The following is a 16,790-nucleotide window of genomic DNA, read 5'->3' as shown; positions in this document are numbered from 1 at the left end:
AGGACTCCCGGAGTAGACATGCAACCTCGCATCACCCCCGCTGAAGCCTGGCGCCGCATGCTCCTGGGCAACGACCGCTTCATTGCCGGCACGCCCGCTCACCCGCGTCAAGACGTTGAGTTTCGCGAGTCACTCACCGAGTCACAGCAGCCCGACGTCGCGCTCTTCGGATGCTCAGACTCGCGCCTCTCGGCAGAAATCATCTTCGATAAAGGCCTCGGCGACCTCTTCGTCGTGCGTAATGCCGGCCAGATCATCTCCGAATCGGTTCTCGGCTCGCTCGAGTACGCCGTCGACGTATTGGGCATCGCCCTCATCGTGGTGCTCGGTCACGACAACTGCGGTGCGGTGATGGGTGCCATAGCGACGCTCAGCCCCGAGGCTCCCAAACTGCCCGCGAGCGTACGCAAGATGGTCGCTCCAATTCGCCCCGCAATCCAACGCGTGGCCAAAGAGCGCGGCATTGCCACTGAAGACGTTGACGTCAACGAGGTGGGTGCCGAGCACCTCAAAGACACCATTTCTGAGCTGCTGCAGCAGAGCGAAGTCATCACCGAAGCGGTCGCAAACGGTACTCTTGCTGTGGTCGGCGCCAACTACCGACTGGGCGATGGCCATGTGATTCCCGACGTCGTCGTCGGTGAAATCTAGACCGTCACCACCTCACAGACCACCCGCACCACCTCACTCAAGGACGAATATCCGTGGCTAAAGCACCCGCCGGTTTCCGTATCGAACACGACACGATGGGCGAGGTTCTCGTTCCCGTCAACGCCCTCTACGCAGCGCAGACTCAGCGTGCGGTCGAGAACTTCCCCATCTCGGGCACGGGCCTCGAGTCGGCACACATCGCCGCTCTCGCCCAGATCAAGAAGTCAGCGGCGCTTGCCAACGCGCAGCTCGGTGTTCTGCCCAAGGGCATCGCCGACGCAATCGCGTGGGCAGCCGACCAGGTGATCTCGGGCAAGTACGACGACCAGTTCCCCATCGACATGTACCAGACCGGTTCGGGTACCAGCTCGAACATGAACATGAACGAGGTTCTGGCCACGCTCGCCACCGGCAAGCTCAAGAAGCCCGTTCACCCCAACGACCACGTCAACTGCTCACAGTCGAGCAACGACGTGTTCCCCACCTCGGTTCACGTAGCGGTCACCGGTGCACTCATCAAAGACCTCATCCCCGCTCTCGACTACCTCGCGAAGTCGCTTGAGAAGAAGGCCAAGAAGTGGGCCACCGTCGTGAAGTCGGGCCGCACCCACCTCATGGACGCCACCCCCGTCACACTCGGCCAGGAGTTCGGTGGCTACGCCATGCAGATTCGCCTCGGCATCGAGCGCATCAAGGCTGCCCTGCCCCGCATCGCTGAAGTACCCCTGGGTGGCACTGCGGTCGGCACCGGAATCAACACTCCCAAGGGCTTTCCACAGCTGGTGATCAAGCACCTTGCCAAAGAAACCAAGCTGCCCATCACCGAGGCTCGCGACCACTTCGAGGCTCAGGCCAACCGTGACGGTCTCGTTGAGGCATCGGGCGCCCTACGCACCATTGCCGTCTCACTGACCAAGATCTGTAACGACCTGCGCTGGATGGGCTCCGGCCCCAACACCGGTCTGGGCGAGCTCGCTATCCCCGACCTGCAGCCTGGCTCCTCGATCATGCCCGGCAAGGTCAACCCTGTTGTTCCTGAAGCTGTCCTCATGGTCTGCATGAAGGTCATCGGCAACGATGCTGCTGTCGTGATGGGTGGAGCTTCAGGTTTATTCGAGCTCAACGTGGCGATCCCTGTGATGGGAAGTTCAGTCCTGGAATCCATCCGTTTGCTTTCCTCGTCTTCACGAATCCTGGCCGATAAGACCATCAACGGTCTTGAGGCCAACGTGAAGCGAGCTCGTGCCATGGCAGAGTCCAGCCCGTCCATCGTGACGCCACTCAACAAATACATCGGCTACGAAGCCGCCGCCAAGATTGCCAAGCACGCAGTTGCCACCGGCAAGACCATCCGGGAAGCCACCATTGAGCTCGGTTACGTCGATGGCAAGAAGCTCACCCTAGAACAGCTCGACACTGCACTGGATGTGCTGTCGATGACTCACCCCTAAGACTCAGGACTCTCATGAAATACACCAATCTTCGCGACCTCACCGTGTCTCGTATCGGCCTGGGCTGCATGGGCATGTCTCACCTCTTCACGGGTAAAGACCAGCCCGATGAGGTTCACATCGCCACCATTCACCGCGCTCTCGAACTCGGGGTGACATTCTTTGACACCGCCGAAATTTATGGACCTTTCAAGAACGAAGTTCTTGTGGGTAAAGCACTGAAGAATCACCGTGATGAAGTGGTTATCGCAAGTAAATTTGGGATGATGACCGGCGAGGGTAACGAGCGTCGTCTGGGCTTTGACAGTTCCCCTGCCAACATTCGTTTCGCGGTTGAACAGTCGCTCAAGCGCCTCGACATGGATTACATCGACCTGTATTACCAGCACCGCATCGACAAGAACGTGCCTATCGAAGACGTCATTGGCACGCTCAAGGAACTCATCGACGAAGGCAAGATTGGCCACATCGGCCTCTCCGAAGCAGGTCAAGCCAACATTCGCAAGGCCAATGCAGTCCACCCCATCACTGCTCTGCAGTCGGAATATTCCCTGTGGACCAGAGATGGCGAAGACGGAACTCTGGACCTGCTTGCAGAGCTTGGTATTGGTTTTGTTCCCTATTCACCGCTCAGTCGAGGCATGCTCAGTGGCAAAATCACCACACTCGACAAATTCGATGACGATGACTGGCGCCTGACCAACCCTCGCTTCCAGCCAGACGCCTTCCAGAAGAACCTCGAGATCCTGCGCGAGGTTGAGACCATTGCTTCCGAAGTGGGCTGCACGCCAGCACAGTTGGCACTGGCTTGGCTCCTGGCCAAGGGTGCCGACTGGGCTCCGATTCCAGGAACTGTGCGCATTAACCACCTCGAGGAAGACATTGCCTCGGTCGACGTGGAGCTCACTGTGGAACAGGTTGCACGACTCGACAAGGTGACACAGCCCATTGGCGGGCACCACTCCGATGCGCAAATGAAGACCCTGGATCGCGAGGTTTAGACATGACCCGCATCGCACTCATTGGCCCCAGTGACCTAGGCGTTCAGTTGGGTATAACCCTGAACGAAGCTGGAGCTGAGGTTATTGGATTTAACCTGCCACCAACCGAATATTCCCCTATTCACCTAGCTTCCAATCTGGAGCAGACGGTTGAAAGCGCCGACCTCGTGCTCAGCTTTGAACTTCCTCAGCTTGCCGAGAAAACTGCGCAAGAATGTGCTCCCCTGCTCAAAGCAGGAGCCCTCTTCGCGGACTTCAGTTCAGGAACCCCTGAGCGCAAGAAGCATCTTGCTGCGGTGTTCTCAGGAAATGTCTTTGCAGATGCAGCTCTGACAAGTGCGGGGGCTATTGACGCTGCAGGGCCTGCTGCCAATGCTCTGTCAGATGTTCTATCAAGCTTGGGAGTGAAAGTTAACGTGGTCTCTAACATTTCTGGTGATGTCGCTGCTCGGACCCTCATCAGAACACTCTTTACCAATGGAATGGCAGAGGTACTTGCTGACACACTTTGGGCAGCAGAGAGCTTAGGTATAGAAGATTGGGCCTGGAGCGATATCAAGGAAGAGCTCACCGACTCGAATGGTGACAGAGCACAGGCATTAATCGACGACACTGCCTACAACTTCAAGCGTCACCAGATAGCGATGCAAGATGTTGTCGAAATGCTCACGAGTAGTGGATATGACAGCACCATGATTGCTCCTATTCAGTTCACACATGGTCGCATCATGCACGGCAAGAAGATTCCGCACAGTCAAGCTCCCGCCAAAAAGTGGCAGAGGTAAAGAACTACTTCTTCATTCGCCAATCAGGCTTGAGCGCTGCGATGGTCCAGCCTTTTAGAGAAGCAAGCCATACTCCTGATCCATAGGCGATGTCATCGAGTCTTCTCGCAACGCCAAATCTGACCACATCAAGTTCATAGTCTTCTTTGTCATATTCCACCGCAATATCAACCACCGCAGCGATAAATACTGCGCGTCTGATGCGCTTGGAAAAAACTGCCCCCACAAGAGTAAGAGGCCACCAATGCTTCAGCATTAGTGCAGAGGTTTGCGCACCTGCAGAAACAATTCCTTGCGCAGTGAGCTCAGCGGCTAACCCGGAAGGATTGTGAGCAGAAGCAAGCAATCGACTGTTACGAGCAGATGCTCCTAATGCAATCAGAATTGCCACCGGCAGAGACCATCTGCGCTGAGCGATCAGGGCAGCCATCAACGCAACACTCCACGGGGTCATCACTGCCGGAGCGATGGAACCTGGGTGCTTTTTTGCTAGTGGGACAGCACCTGTCCCGTATTGAGCTTTGCGCTTGAACCACTCACGGAAATGATCACGATGTTCATGTTGTGCAGTTGCTGTTGGCTCATATCTGACCCGCCAACCAGATTCGCTTAATCTCCACACAAGGTCAACATCTTCACCGACACGCATCGATGGATCGAAGCCGTCCGTGATAGCGCTCACCCGAGCGACAACTCCAGCAGAAGGAGCCCACGACAGAGGGGAACGCGGTTTGACCACTCCCCGGATTGGGCCAAGATCGAGTGAACTTCTCGCGTTCTCGTATTTCCCAATCCAATTACGTTGATGGGGCATCCCCACTATTCGAGGGACCGCCATCGCCACCTTCGGGTCTGAGAAGTGCCGCAGCAAAAGAGGAATGGTGTCTGTGTTGATCACGAGGTCCGAGTCGAGAAAGACAACGAACTCTGTTTTCACCAGCGCCAAGCCGGCATTTCGAGCTCCACCGGGCCCAACATTCACTGCTAACGGCACGAATTCTGCACCATGCTTCACGGCAACATCGTGCAGCAGTGTGGGGTTCTCCGATGCATCATCAACCACGATGATTCGAGGATTTTGACGGCGTGTAGACGACCGCACAGATGTCAGCAATCGATCGAGAGGCGCAGCTCGATTCATCACGGGAACAACAATTGTGTAGGGCTCTTCTAGATCAGGCAAGAGTTCAACAACAGGGTCTGCCATTGCTAGCTCAAGAAGTTTTTCTGCCAGATTTGCTCCCATAGCTGTTGAGGCGTCTACTTCTTTTCCTCGGAGAACGCTCTGTGCCTCTGGAGAGAGACGAATGTAGCGAGTAGGAGAGCCACCCACCATTGCCGCACCATGTTCAATGACCCTGGTGCGCGCATTGAGGCGAACAACGAACTCTGCAGGGAGCGTCATGAACTTTCCTGAATAAACTTCAAGACCTTGGGCAATACTCGTGCTGTCATCTGAACGACCAGGCTGTGACCTTCTTCGGACGTTGCCCCAGTCGGATCACCAAGGACCCCATTAGGCGAGACTTTCCTGACTCCTGCTTCGATCATGAGCGGTAATAGTTCAGCTAAGGGCTGTGTCGTTCCAGGCGATGCCAAGGACATGTCAACGGTCTCTGGCGCCAGATGGAGCATGAGGGAGGTTTCTTCCCTACCCGCATGTGCATCTTGTCCAGGAATACCGCAGGGAACCCAGAAAGCGTTGTGACCTTCAGCAACCAGTTGGTCTATTGCCTCAGCAAGAACGGGAGCGTTCCCGCCGTGACCATTCACAAACACAACACGAGGCACCCATGATTGTGCTGACCTAGCAAGTTCAATCACGACGTGACGCAGTGCCTCGTGACCCATGGACAGTGTCCCAGGGAAATCTTGGTGTTCTCCGCTGGCCCCGAGAGGGAGGGCAGGTGACACCACAACTGAGCATGATGAGGCCTCTAGCTCAATCGCGAGTGCATCTGCGACAGCACAGGCAATGACGGTGTCAGTGTCGAACGGGAGATGTGGTCCGTGTTGCTCAGTTGAACCAAGTGGAATCAGCACGACGTCCGGTGAACCTATTTCTGGCCACCGAGACGTCGCGAGATAAACCATTACTCCCCGAGGCGTCGCTCGAAGTTTGCAGGGATGTAGAAGTCCTTGGGGCTCAGCTCATGAATGGAGCTGTGACCCAAACCGAGAACGGCAGAGTCAAGACCCATGCGCATCAGGTCGAGGACGTTTTCAACACCTGTTTGGCCGTTGGCTGCGAGACCCCAGAGGTATGCGCGACCGAGCATGACCGCTCGAGCTCCCAATGCGAGAGCCTTGGCAACATCGCCACCACGACGGATACCACCATCAAGGAGTACCTCAACCTGATCCCCCACAGCCTGGGCAACTGCGGGCAAGCAACGAATTGCCGCCGGGGTTGTGTCCAGGTTATTTCCACCGTGGTTTGAGACAGAAATTGCCTGCACACCGGCATCAACAGCGCGGCGAGCATCGTCAACACGTGTCACACCCTTGAGCATGACGGGACCGCCCCATTCCTGAACTATCCAGGCAATGTCTTCCCACGTTGGAGGAGGTGTCGACATCCACTCGTAGTAAGCACCAAAGAAGGTAGGTGCCTTGCCACCTGGAGGCTGCAGGTTGGGAGCAGTGAGATCAGGGATGTTCATGTTCTTGGCAAATGACCACAACCACGTGGGACGAACAATTGCTTCAGGAGCAAAGTCAATCATTGCCTTGAGATTCATCCGCTCGGGGATAGCTGGGGATCCCCAGTCGCGCCCCACAGAGAAAGACCAGTCGGTGGTCACGATGAGCGCCTTGGCGCCTGCTGCACGCGCACGGTCCATGCGCTGAATCATCTGATCGCGTGTGCCGGTCCAGTAAAGCTGGAAAAAGGTGTTCTCGTTGACTGCGGTTACTTCTTCAATGGGTTTTGAAGCGAAAGAAGACAGCCCCATGATGGTGCCACGGTTTGCGGCGGCACGGGCAACAGCCACCTCGCCTTCAGGGTTCACAGCCTGAACACCAGTTGGGGAAATGATGACGGGAAGAGAGATGGGGATGCCCAACACAGTGGTGCCCAATTCACGATTCGGCTTCTGTCCGGCAACATGAGGAGCGAACTGGATTTCCGCGAAAGCATCCATGTTGTCCTGCGGGGTGCGGCCACGCTCGGAACCGGCCACAAGTGCGGCATAAACCGACTTGGGGAGACGCTTCTGTGCACGGCGCTGTGCTTCCTGCACTGATTCAAACCAGGGGTTCTGTTTCCAAGCCATGATGGGCTCCTTCATACTTTTTTCTCTAGAGACAAGGGGTGTGAGAATCTTCAATTCATCTCACGAAGAACGGGGCAACTTCTTACGAAGCTGACTCCTGTTCCGAAGCTAACTGGGCTGCGAAGCCCGCTAGGGGGTTGGGTTCACAGTCGTTGACGGGTGGGCGCTGAAGATCTTCTCGGCGGGTGAGCGTCAGTTGCACGGGCCCCATGCCTTCACGAGGACGCGGTGGGGACGTGCGGTGTGAGTGATCACCAGATGGCTTGGGGGCAGACTTCTCTTTCCCCTTTGCCGCTTTCAAGAGCTCTTCGCCATAACCCTGAACACATTCAGGGTCTGGGCCATCGAGTGGGAGGCCTGTAAAGAACTTGGCTGCCATGCAGCCACCCTTACAGGTGTCAAAGAACTGGCAAGAGGTACATGCTCCACCAGACTGTGGCTTGCGGAGTTCCTGGAAGAGCTCCGACTGGCGCCACACGTGAGCGAATCCTCCGGGCTGGCGAACATTGCCAGCGAGGAAGTCATCGTGAATTGCGAAAGGACATGCGTATACGTCACCAACGGGATCAATCAAGCAGACCACGCGACCAGCACCACAGAGGTTCAGACCAGGCAGTGCCTCACCGAACGCTGAGAGGTGGAAGAAGGAGTCTCCGGTGAGCACTCCGTCGCCATTTGCAATCAACCAGTCATAGAGCTCACGTTGCTGCTCAGGAAGCGGGTGCAGATCATCCCAGGTGTCGGCGCCACGTCCGGAAGGACGAAGGCGTGTCAAGCGCAGCTGCGCGCCGTATTTGTCTGCAATGGCCTTGAATTCATCCAGCTGGGGGATGTTGTATCGGGTGCACACAACAGAAAGCTTGAAGTTTTCCATTCCTGCTGCCTGGAGGTTTTCCATGGCCTTGATCGCCGTGGCATAAGAACCGGGGCCGCGAACATAATCATTCACTTCAGCTGTGGCACCGTCGAGAGAGATCTGAATGTCGAGATAGTCGTTAGCTGCCAGCTGGGCTGCACGTTCCGGAGTGATTTTGACACCGTTGGTGGAGAACTTCACACCAACGTGATGCTCTGTGGCGTAGTCAAGGATTTCCCAGAAGTCACTCCGCACAGTTGGTTCACCGCCACCGATATTGACGTAGAAGACCTGCATGCGCTCGAGCTCGTCGATCACTGCTTTGCATTCTTCCGTGGAAAGCTCACGTGGGTCGCGACGCCCAGAACTAGATAGGCAGTGCACGCAGGAGAGATTGCAGGCGTAGGTCAACTCCCACGTCAAACAAATGGGAGAGTCAAGACCGAACTCAAAGAGATCTACGAGTCGGGCAGGTTTGGTTGAAGGCGCTCCGGGAGCTTCGAGCAGCGTCATACGGATACCTCAATCAACATCTGAGAGTCTCGCAGCGTTGCAAGAGCTCGTTGGAACTGGGGCAGTTCAGATTCTGTAATGCCGATAACGGAACAAGCCTGTCTTGCCGTGGGGTAATCAGAAAGAACCTGAACGATTTCAAGTAAACGTCGGTCTTTCAGGAAGGAAAGCTTCCTGGTACCAAAGTGGTAGAGCAGAGCACCAAAAGGCTCGGGACGAATAGAAACCTGTGGGTGGACTCGCCACGCCTGGTTCAAATCGAGTGTTGCAGTGTTTTTAGTAGACACCGCACATGCCGTCAATCGAGACCTCTTCAACGAGAGTGTCTGCCTCGAGGACAGCTTCTTCGGCGGGGATGGCGTTCTGAGGGGACTGTGACATCAGCAGGCATTCCTTCGTTGGATTGACAGGAGAATTCAAATGAATTCAGTAGAAGCATCGTATAACAGTTCCCCGTAAAGCAGATATGGGCTTTGCGCCTCCCCAGATAGGGTGAGTACGCCCTTAAGTGCTATACAGAATCAGTACAACACCGCACCGCGAAGAGGAGGATGGACCATGTCGAATGACAACTGGGACGTCATCATTGTGGGTGCAGGATCCTCAGGTGCAGTGGTTGCTTCACGTCTGAGTAACATCGAAAATCTTCGCATCCTGCTCGTTGAAGCCGGGGCTGGAGCCCAGCAAATACTGGACTTTCCGGACGAAATTCGCTCGGCACATATTGTGGCTGGAGCACGTCCAGACAATTCCTTCAACAGATTGATACCTGGTCAGATCACCGATTCACGGGAATACACAGCAACCCGTGGACGAATTTTGGGTGGCTCTTCGGCAACCAATGGGGGCTATTTCATCCGCCCCCGACGAGCTGATTTTGACGAATGGGAAGCTGCTGGTTCTGCACTCTGGGGATATAACTCTGCACTTTCATCCCTTCGTGAAATGGAGAGCGATCTGAGCTATGGCTCAACAGCCCTCCATGGAGCACAGGGCCCAGTCCCCGTGACAAGAACACAACTCTCTTACCCTTCAGTAAAGACCTTCCATGAAGCTGCCACTGAGCTCGGTTTCCCTGAACACCCCGACATGAATGATCAAGGGGAAGATGGTTTCGGAGCTGTACCCACGAACACTGTGGGAGATGTTCAATACAACAGCGCCATGACATATCTCGACCCTGACATTGAGCGGCCTGGACTGACCATGTGGACAGACACCACCGTGGAAAGGGTGTTATTCAAGGGCACCACAACAACCGGCGTTCGACTTCGCCACAATGACGAGATTCTGGACGTTCATGCCCGTGAGGTAATTTTGTGTGCCGGTGCATTGATTACCCCGCAGCTTCTGATGCTCTCCGGAATCGGACCTCAGGATCATCTTGCTCAGCACTCCATTCCTTTGGCAGTTGACAGCCCACAGGTAGGCCGGGGGTTGAGCGATCATCCTCAGCTTGTTTCCATGTGGATGCCTAAGGAAAACGCAGAATATCCCGTGGGCAGCTGGATGGGTGGAGTTCTCCATGCCCACATTGGATCGAGTGAAATCGAAGCACTACAGAGTATTCGCTCCCTCTCCGAGCTAGTGGGAGATGAGCCGTCGGCAGCAACAGCGCTGATGTTGGCACCAGTTTCTCCACGACGGACAGGTCACCTGAATCTTGTTTCAGGGTCGATTGACGATGCCCCATTTGTGTCTTACAACTACCTCAATAACGCCGATGTCCGTGCAGACCTCAGAGCCTCCGCAAGATTGGCGAAAGACATTCTGTCGACCCATGCGGTGACTACCCAGTCAGAGTGGAGTTGGGGACCATCAGGAGAAGAGTGCAGCAACGACTCCACCTTGGATGCCTGGATTGCCCTGAACGTTGGCACCTCAATGCATGCCTGCGCAACAGCATCCTTTGCCGGGGAGCACCCTGTTGTCGATCCCGAAGGACGCGTCTTGGGCGTGAGAGGTTTGCGCATCGCGGATACATCTATTTTGCCCGCAGCGCCCCGCAGAGGCCCCGCAGTTGCAGCATTACTCATCGGCGAACTTCTTGCGTCGGTCATCACAGCTGACATAGCCCGCTAACCCTTCAACACATGAGGATCAACGTATGCTGACTACTTATATTTACGGTGCCGGTGACATCCGTGTCCAGGAAGTTACCAAACCCACAATTCGTCACTCAACAGATGCCCTCATCCGCGTTGTTCGTTCTTGTATTTGCGGTTCAGACTTACATCACTTCCATAATTTCCCCGCTACACCTGATTCCCCTAAACAAATGGGGCACGAGTTCATCGGAATTGTGGAAGAAATTGGCACCGACGTCTCGACTATCAATGTCGGCGACTTTGTTATTGCCCCATTTGCTATTTCCTGTGGCACGTGTGGTTTTTGCCATGAAGGCCTCTACACCTCGTGTGTCAGCGGGACTTTCTGGGGTCGCGGAGAAGTGGGCGGGGCCCAAGCAGAATATGTGCTCTCCCCATTCGCAGACGGAACGCTGGTTGTTGTCCCTGGCATTACAGAAGACTCCGAACTTCTTCCTTCTCTGTTGACACTGTCAGATGTCTACGGAACTGGTTACCACGCCGCCAAGTGTGCTCAGGTTGGCCCTGGTGATGAAGTAGTTGTGATTGGAGATGGCGCAGTCGGACTTCTTGCGGTCCTCTCCGCTAAACAGCTCGGCGCGCAGAACATCATTTTGATGGGGAGCCATCAAGCGCGCACTGATTTAGGCAGGGAATTCGGTGCCACCCATGTCGTTTCCGAACGTGGCGATGTTGGCATCGCTGCTGTGCGTGCACTTACTCAGAACAACCAAGGTGCTTCGAAAGTCCTTGAGGCTGTGGGACACTTGCCCGCATACGAGCAAGCATTAGGGGTAGTTCGAGCTGGTGGAGTAATCAGTCGCGTAGGCGTTCCACAATATGAGGAGGCTCCTGTGGGGATGGGGGCACTCTTTGGTCGCAACATCACCCTCACAGGCGGAGTTGCTCCTGTTCGGGCATACATCAACGAGCTTTTGCCGGCAATCTTGAACGGACAAGTTAATCCCGGTCGAGTGTTCGATTCGACAATTTCCATCCAGGACGTGCCCCTGGGCTATGCGGCAATGGACCAGCGCAGAGCCCTGAAAGTAATGATTGCTTTCTAACTAGGAAAATCGAAGCAGAGAGAGTCGCGCAACCCACTCAGGGTCGCGGTGGGAGAAGAACTGTGACTCACCGTCACACTGCGGAGCTCGCTGACAACACCCAGTGTGCTGAAAGACAAATAAATCGCCCTGCAAGACAACTAATGCGCACGGATTGCCTAATGGGCATATTGTGCTTCGAATACCTCGCTGAAAGAATCTTGATTGAGCGTGCATAACTCTCCCTTCAACGTCGAAGAACTCAGAAAGAGGAATTCACTCATGAGTGAAAACACCAAGAAAATTCGTGCAGCAGTACTCCGAGAATTGCCCGGTCCCTGGACTGTTGAAGATCTCGAAATCAGCGGCCCCAAGCGCGGCGAAGTTCTCGTGGAGCTCAAAGCTGCCGGGCTGTGCCACTCTGATGATCACCACCGCCAGAATGACCTCCCCCTAGCTAATCTTCCAGCAATTGTCGGCCACGAAGGTGCCGGTGTTGTTATTGCAGTGGGTGAGGGCGTTTACGACCTCGAGGTTGGCGACCACGTTGTTGCTTCCTTCATTCCCGCATGCGGTAAGTGCAAGTGGTGTTCTCTTGGAATGCAAAACCTGTGTGACTTTGGTCGCTTCATTCTTGAAGGAACCCAGATTGATGGCACCTTCCGCATCACCGACAAGGACGGCAAGGGTGTAGCTACCGCAGCAATGCTCGGCACCTTCTCGAACTACCAGATTATGGATCAGACCTCCTTGATCAAGGTCGATAAGGACATCCCCTTCCCCATCGCAGCAATTGTGGCCTGTGGCGTTCCAACCGGTGTTGGTTCTGCACGAAACGTTGCAAACGTTCAGCCCGGTGACGTCGTTGTAATCATGGGCATCGGCGGTATCGGCATGAACGCTGTTCAGGGTGCTACTCTCGCCGGCGCACGCCACATCATCGCTGTTGACCCCATCGAATACAAGCGCAAGCGTGCTCTCGAGTTCGGTGCAACCGATGTGTTTGCAACTATCCAAGAAGCTGAAGCTTTCGCTAAGTCCATCACTAACGGGCAGGGTGCAGACTCCGCAATCGTGACCGTCGGCGTCATTACCGGCGAACATGTTTCACAGGCTTACCAGGCAGTCCGCAAGGGTGGAACTCTTGTTGTCACCGCTTTAGGAAAGGTTGATGCATCCATCTCGGATATCAACCTCTTCGATCTCGCCATGATGCAAAAGCGTATCCAGGGCAACGTATACGGCGGATGGTCTCCTCGCGTAGCCGTGCCCATGCTTTTGGATCTCTACCGTGACGGAAAGCTCAAGCTCGACGAACTCATCACTCGCACCTACAAGATTGATGAAATCAACGAAGCATTTGATGACATGCACAGTGGCAAGAACATCCGTGGCGTCATCATCCACGAGCACTAAGTATTGCTTTCAGAGCGTGCTCTGAAACACAGAAGCCCCGCACATTGTGCGGGGCTTCTGTGTTCGCATGGCAGAGTCAGGTAAGGGCTAGTAGTCCAGCTGCTGCTGAAGAGCGTCAAGCACGATGTAGCAGGGAAGGACCTGCGCAACGCTGGCGTTGGGCTCACGGCCTTCCTTGATGGCGGCTACGAACTCCCGGTCCTGGAGCTCAATACCGTTCATGGAGACGTCCACGTTGGAGACGTCGATGACTTCTTCCTTGCCGGTGACAAGGTCGTCATAGCGCGCGATGTAGGTGTCGGTGTCACCGATGTAGCGGAAGAAGGTTCCCAAAGGACCGTCGTTATTGAACGAGAGCGAGAGGGTGCAGATCTTTCCCGTTTCAGTGGCCAGCTGGATAGACATGTCCATCGCAATGCCGAGCTCAGGGTGCTTGGGGCCCTGAATTGCGTTGGCCTTCACGATCTTTTCACCGGTCTGGTACTGGAACAGGTCCACGGTGTGAGCTGCGTGGTGCCAGAGCAGGTGGTCAGTCCATGAGCGGGGCTGACCGAGAGCGTTCATGTTGGTGCGACGGAAGAAGTAGGTCTGCACGTCCATCTGCTGGATGTTGAATTCACCGGCAGTGATCTTGTTGTGAACGTACTGGTGGGAAGGGTTGAACCGGCGGGTGTGACCAGCCATGGCAATCAAGCCTGTTTCCTTCTGCACGTCCACGATGTCTTGCACACCACGCAGATTATCGGCCATGGGGATTTCCACCATGACGTGCTTTCCTGCACGCAGAGCCTCAATGGTCTGGTCGTGGTGCATTTGGGTGGGGGTGGCCAGGATGACACCATCGAGGTCTGGCTGGGCCAGAAGCTCGGTGTAGCTGTCGAAACCCTTGTCAGCGCCATACTTTTCAGCGATTTCATCGGCCACGTTCTGGCGGCTGTGGGCGACGTACTTGATGTTGGCATCAGGAATGTTGGCCAGAGCATCGAGGTGCTTCTGACCGAAGGCACCCAGGCCAACAACAGCGATATTGACAGTCATGTTTAGTCTTCCTTGGGGGTGAGGATCAGGTGGCCAACAGAAGTGTTGGAAGCAGGGACGTGGTTGAAACGGTAGACCTCATTGACCTGGTCACCGAGAGCACCGCGCATGATGAGCCACATAATGAGCTCCACGCCTTCTGAGCCTGCCTCGATCATGTATTCGAGGTGTGGCTTGTATTGGAGCACTTCAGGCTGGTTGATGAGGTCATCCATGAACTGAATGTCCCAGGGCAGGTTAATCAGACCTGCACGAGCACCCTGGATCTGGTGGCTCATGCCACCGGTTCCCCAAATCTCGACCTTGAGGTCACCATCGAACTGCTCAACAGCGCGCTTGATGGCCTTACCGAGCGCCAAGCAGCGCTCACCAGAAGGCTGCGGGTTCATCACGACGTTGACAGGCAACGGAATGACCTTGGTTGGCCACTTGTCGGGCGTGCCATACATCAACGACATCGGCACGGTCAATCCGTGGTCAACTTCCAGAAGGTTCAATACCGTCATATCGAAATCATCGGTAATGAGGGATGCCGCGACGTGAGTAGCAAGTTCGGGAGCACCTTCAACCGCAGGAATTGGACGGGGGCCGTAGCCTTCGTCGCAGATGGCGTAGCTATCGGCGATGCCGATAGCGAAGGTGGGCATGATGTCCATACCGAAATAGGAGGCGTGGTCGTTGTAGACGATGATTGCTACGTCTGCGGGGTTGTCTTTAGCCCACTGCTTGGAGAATTCGTAGCCATCAAACATGGGCTTCCAGTACTCATCCTGGGTCTTGCCCATATCCACAGCGTGGCCCACTGCAGGAACGTGACTGGTCGCAATACCCGCAACAATCTTCGCCATTATGCTTCGCCTCGTTCTTTCTTGGAGCGCCAGCCTTCGATGTTTCGGCCGCCATTGATCATCATCTGTTGATATTCCTCAGCGTTCATATCTGTCATGGTGCTGACGGCTTGAACGTAGGAGAGGCCTTCTGCAGCAAAGATTTTGGATAGGAAGTAGACGTTGCCGCCCAGGTCCAACATGCGTTGAAAGTCGCGGTCAATAACAGCTTGCTTCTGCTCGTCAGTCATGTCCCATTCAGCGAGATAAGCAGGGCCGTCAGCGAGGAAGCGCTTGCGGTTTTCGGCGTCGCGAAGGCTCATGCAGAACTGGTTGAGGTGGAAACCCTTTTGGGCCGACTCAATCGTGAAGATGGTCGTGCCAGGGATGTCCTTGTACTGCTCAAAATTGGGCTTCATGATTAGCTCCAGTAGAGGTTGTTGGGGTTGGTAACAAGCAATTTGGTTTGCAGCTCAGGGGTGACTGCAATCGAAGGAACATAGTCAACCAAGATGCCGTCATCGGGCATCTCTGTCTTCATGTTGGGGTGTGGCCAGTCTGTTCCCCAGAGAACACGGTCAGGGAATTCTTCGACGATCTTCTTGGCGAAGGGCACCACGTCCAGGTATTCAGGAGAACCGCTCTTGGTCAAACGGTCAGGGCAGCTGACCTTGCACCAGACGTCGGTGTTTACACGCATGAAGTTCAGGAACATCTCGAATTCTTCGTTGTCCACGGGCTTGGTCACATCGGGACGTCCCATGTGGTCAATCACGAGAGGAATATTCAACGAGTTGAAGAAGTCCATCTTCTCCCCCAGATCAGCAGGCTCGAAGTAGAGCACCACGTGCCATCCCAGAGGACGGATCTTCTCAATGATCTCGCGGTAGTAGTCATCAGGCTTGGGATCAACCAGGCGCTTGACGTAGTTGAAGCGCACTCCGCGCACACCCAGGTCATGCATGCGCTGCAGTTCTTCAGCTGTGACGTCAGGCTTCACGGTGACAACACCGCGAGCCTTGCCATTGGCACGCTCAAGAACATCGAGCAGAGCTGAGTTATCCGAACCGTGACACGTTGCCTGCACAACAACGTTCTTCTCGAAGCCGAGGAAGTCGCGCAGAGCAAAGAGCTGTTCCCAACTGGCATCGCACGGAGTGTATTTGCGCTCAGGAGCGAATGGGAAGGTGTCCCCAGGCCCAAAGACGTGGCAGTGTGCATCTACTGCGCCAGCTGGCACAACGAACTTGGGCTTGCTGGGGTTGGGGTGCCAGTCGAGCCAGTCGGCATCCTTCACAAATGCGCTCACAGTCCACGCTCCGTCAACTTGGCATCCATGCGAGGGAAGACCTTGCGCGCGTTCTTGGAGAAGATGTTGGTGCGTTCTTCTTCTGAGATCTTCGCAGCATCGATGTAACGCTTGGTGTCATCGAAGTACTGGCCAGTCTGAGGGTCGATACCGCGGACAGCACCGATCATTTCTGAACCAAAAAGCACGTTCTTGTTATCGATGACATCGACCAACAGGTCAATTCCTGGCTGGTGATAGACGCAGGTGTCGAAGAACACGTTGTTCATGAGGTGAGTGTCCACGCTGGGCTGCTTGAGCATGTCTGCCAGACCGCGGTAACGACCCCAGTGGTAAGGAACAGCTCCACCACCGTGAGGAATGATGAATCGCAGTGTGGGGAAGTCTCCGAACAGGTTGCCCTGGAGTAGCTGCATAAACGCCGTGGTGTCTGCGTTCATGTAGTGAGCGCCGGTGGCGTGGAAGTTGTGGTTACAGGACGCAGACACGTGAATCATGGCGGGAACGTCGAGTTCGACCATCTTCTCGTAGAGCG

The 16,790-nt window shown here is 55.2% G+C and carries 18 protein-coding genes; 7 read left to right on the top strand and 11 right to left on the bottom strand.

The window, feature by feature from the left end; all coding sequences use genetic code 11:
• Nucleotides 1-18: 18 nt before the first annotated feature.
• Genes Q0362_RS06935 through Q0362_RS06920 form a run of 4 tightly spaced genes read left to right on the top strand, consistent with a single transcriptional unit; the run spans nucleotide 19 to nucleotide 3,888 of the window.
• A complete protein-coding gene (locus tag Q0362_RS06935; protein ID WP_298121740.1) occupies nucleotides 19-651 on the top strand; it encodes a carbonic anhydrase in 633 nt (210 codons plus the stop codon).
• Nucleotides 652-698: 47 nt separating this feature from the next.
• On the top strand, nucleotides 699-2,102 hold the full coding sequence (locus Q0362_RS06930; protein WP_298121737.1) for an aspartate ammonia-lyase: 1,404 nt from the start codon (nucleotides 699-701) through the stop codon (nucleotides 2,100-2,102).
• Nucleotides 2,103-2,116: 14 nt separating this feature from the next.
• Nucleotides 2,117-3,103 (top strand): aldo/keto reductase, encoded by a 987-nt coding sequence (locus Q0362_RS06925; protein WP_298121734.1) that lies wholly within the window; start codon nucleotides 2,117-2,119, stop codon nucleotides 3,101-3,103.
• Between the two features lie 2 nt (nucleotides 3,104-3,105).
• Entirely contained in the window at nucleotides 3,106-3,888 is a 783-nt protein-coding gene (locus Q0362_RS06920; RefSeq protein ID WP_298121731.1) for a hypothetical protein, read from the top strand.
• A 4-nt stretch (nucleotides 3,889-3,892) separates the two neighbouring features.
• Here Q0362_RS06920 and mftF read toward each other — a convergent pair whose 3' ends face one another.
• From mftF to mftA, 6 genes are all read right to left on the bottom strand, one after another.
• A complete protein-coding gene (mftF, locus tag Q0362_RS06915) occupies nucleotides 3,893-5,293 on the bottom strand; it encodes a mycofactocin biosynthesis glycosyltransferase MftF (RefSeq protein WP_298121728.1) in 1,401 nt (466 codons plus the stop codon).
• Entirely contained in the window at nucleotides 5,290-5,982 is a 693-nt protein-coding gene (mftE, locus tag Q0362_RS06910) for a mycofactocin biosynthesis peptidyl-dipeptidase MftE (protein ID WP_298121725.1), read from the bottom strand. Before mftE ends, mftF begins: the two co-directional genes overlap by 4 nt.
• Nucleotides 5,982-7,163 (bottom strand): pre-mycofactocin synthase MftD, encoded by a 1,182-nt coding sequence (mftD, locus tag Q0362_RS06905; protein ID WP_298121720.1) that lies wholly within the window; start codon nucleotides 7,161-7,163, stop codon nucleotides 5,982-5,984. Before mftD ends, mftE begins: the two co-directional genes overlap by 1 nt.
• An 82-nt stretch (nucleotides 7,164-7,245) precedes the next feature.
• The gene (gene mftC / locus Q0362_RS06900; protein WP_298121717.1) at nucleotides 7,246-8,532 is read right to left on the bottom strand and encodes a mycofactocin radical SAM maturase; all 1,287 of its coding nucleotides are present in this window, start codon (nucleotides 8,530-8,532) and stop codon (nucleotides 7,246-7,248) included.
• Entirely contained in the window at nucleotides 8,529-8,819 is a 291-nt protein-coding gene (gene mftB, locus Q0362_RS06895; protein ID WP_298121714.1) for a mycofactocin biosynthesis chaperone MftB, read from the bottom strand. Before mftB ends, mftC begins: the two co-directional genes overlap by 4 nt.
• Nucleotides 8,809-8,913 (bottom strand): mycofactocin precursor MftA, encoded by a 105-nt coding sequence (mftA, locus tag Q0362_RS06890; RefSeq protein WP_298121711.1) that lies wholly within the window; start codon nucleotides 8,911-8,913, stop codon nucleotides 8,809-8,811. The genes mftB and mftA overlap by 11 nt, the downstream gene beginning before the upstream one ends.
• Before the next feature lie 177 nt (nucleotides 8,914-9,090).
• Between mftA and Q0362_RS06885 the strand changes: the two genes are divergently transcribed.
• The 3 genes from Q0362_RS06885 to Q0362_RS06875 all read left to right on the top strand — a co-directional run bounded on the left by Q0362_RS06885 (nucleotide 9,091) and on the right by Q0362_RS06875 (nucleotide 13,081).
• Entirely contained in the window at nucleotides 9,091-10,614 is a 1,524-nt protein-coding gene (locus Q0362_RS06885; RefSeq protein ID WP_298121708.1) for a GMC family oxidoreductase, read from the top strand.
• A gap of 25 nt (nucleotides 10,615-10,639) precedes the next feature.
• Nucleotides 10,640-11,686, top strand: a complete 1,047-nt coding sequence (locus tag Q0362_RS06880) for an alcohol dehydrogenase catalytic domain-containing protein (RefSeq protein WP_298121705.1) — start codon at nucleotides 10,640-10,642, stop codon at nucleotides 11,684-11,686.
• 261 nt (nucleotides 11,687-11,947) lie between these two features.
• Entirely contained in the window at nucleotides 11,948-13,081 is a 1,134-nt protein-coding gene (locus Q0362_RS06875; RefSeq protein ID WP_298121703.1) for an NDMA-dependent alcohol dehydrogenase, read from the top strand.
• Nucleotides 13,082-13,168: 87 nt separating this feature from the next.
• Here the strand turns inward: Q0362_RS06875 and Q0362_RS06870 are convergent, their stop codons facing one another.
• From Q0362_RS06870 to Q0362_RS06850, 5 genes are all read right to left on the bottom strand, one after another.
• Nucleotides 13,169-14,119 (bottom strand): Gfo/Idh/MocA family oxidoreductase, encoded by a 951-nt coding sequence (locus Q0362_RS06870; RefSeq protein ID WP_280794132.1) that lies wholly within the window; start codon nucleotides 14,117-14,119, stop codon nucleotides 13,169-13,171.
• 2 nt (nucleotides 14,120-14,121) lie between these two features.
• On the bottom strand, nucleotides 14,122-14,967 hold the full coding sequence (locus Q0362_RS06865; RefSeq protein WP_298121700.1) for a class III extradiol dioxygenase subunit beta: 846 nt from the start codon (nucleotides 14,965-14,967) through the stop codon (nucleotides 14,122-14,124).
• A complete protein-coding gene (gene ligA, locus Q0362_RS06860; RefSeq protein ID WP_298121697.1) occupies nucleotides 14,967-15,365 on the bottom strand; it encodes a protocatechuate 4,5-dioxygenase subunit alpha in 399 nt (132 codons plus the stop codon). The genes Q0362_RS06865 and ligA overlap by 1 nt, the downstream gene beginning before the upstream one ends.
• Before the next feature lie 2 nt (nucleotides 15,366-15,367).
• Nucleotides 15,368-16,255 carry an amidohydrolase family protein gene (locus Q0362_RS06855; RefSeq protein WP_298121695.1) on the bottom strand — a complete coding sequence of 296 codons (888 nt, stop codon included), beginning with the start codon at nucleotides 16,253-16,255 and terminating at the stop codon, nucleotides 15,368-15,370.
• Nucleotides 16,252-16,790: amidohydrolase family protein (locus tag Q0362_RS06850; RefSeq protein WP_298121692.1), on the bottom strand; the 539-nt coding region annotated here is incomplete at its 5' end. The genes Q0362_RS06850 and Q0362_RS06855, both read right to left, overlap by 4 nt.

The sequence above is a fragment of the uncultured Aurantimicrobium sp. genome (assembly GCF_936931525.1).
Lineage (GTDB): Bacteria > Actinomycetota > Actinomycetes > Actinomycetales > Microbacteriaceae > Aurantimicrobium.
Note: the sequence above shows the minus strand (reverse complement) of the source record. Positions and strands in the feature narration are given on the sequence as shown.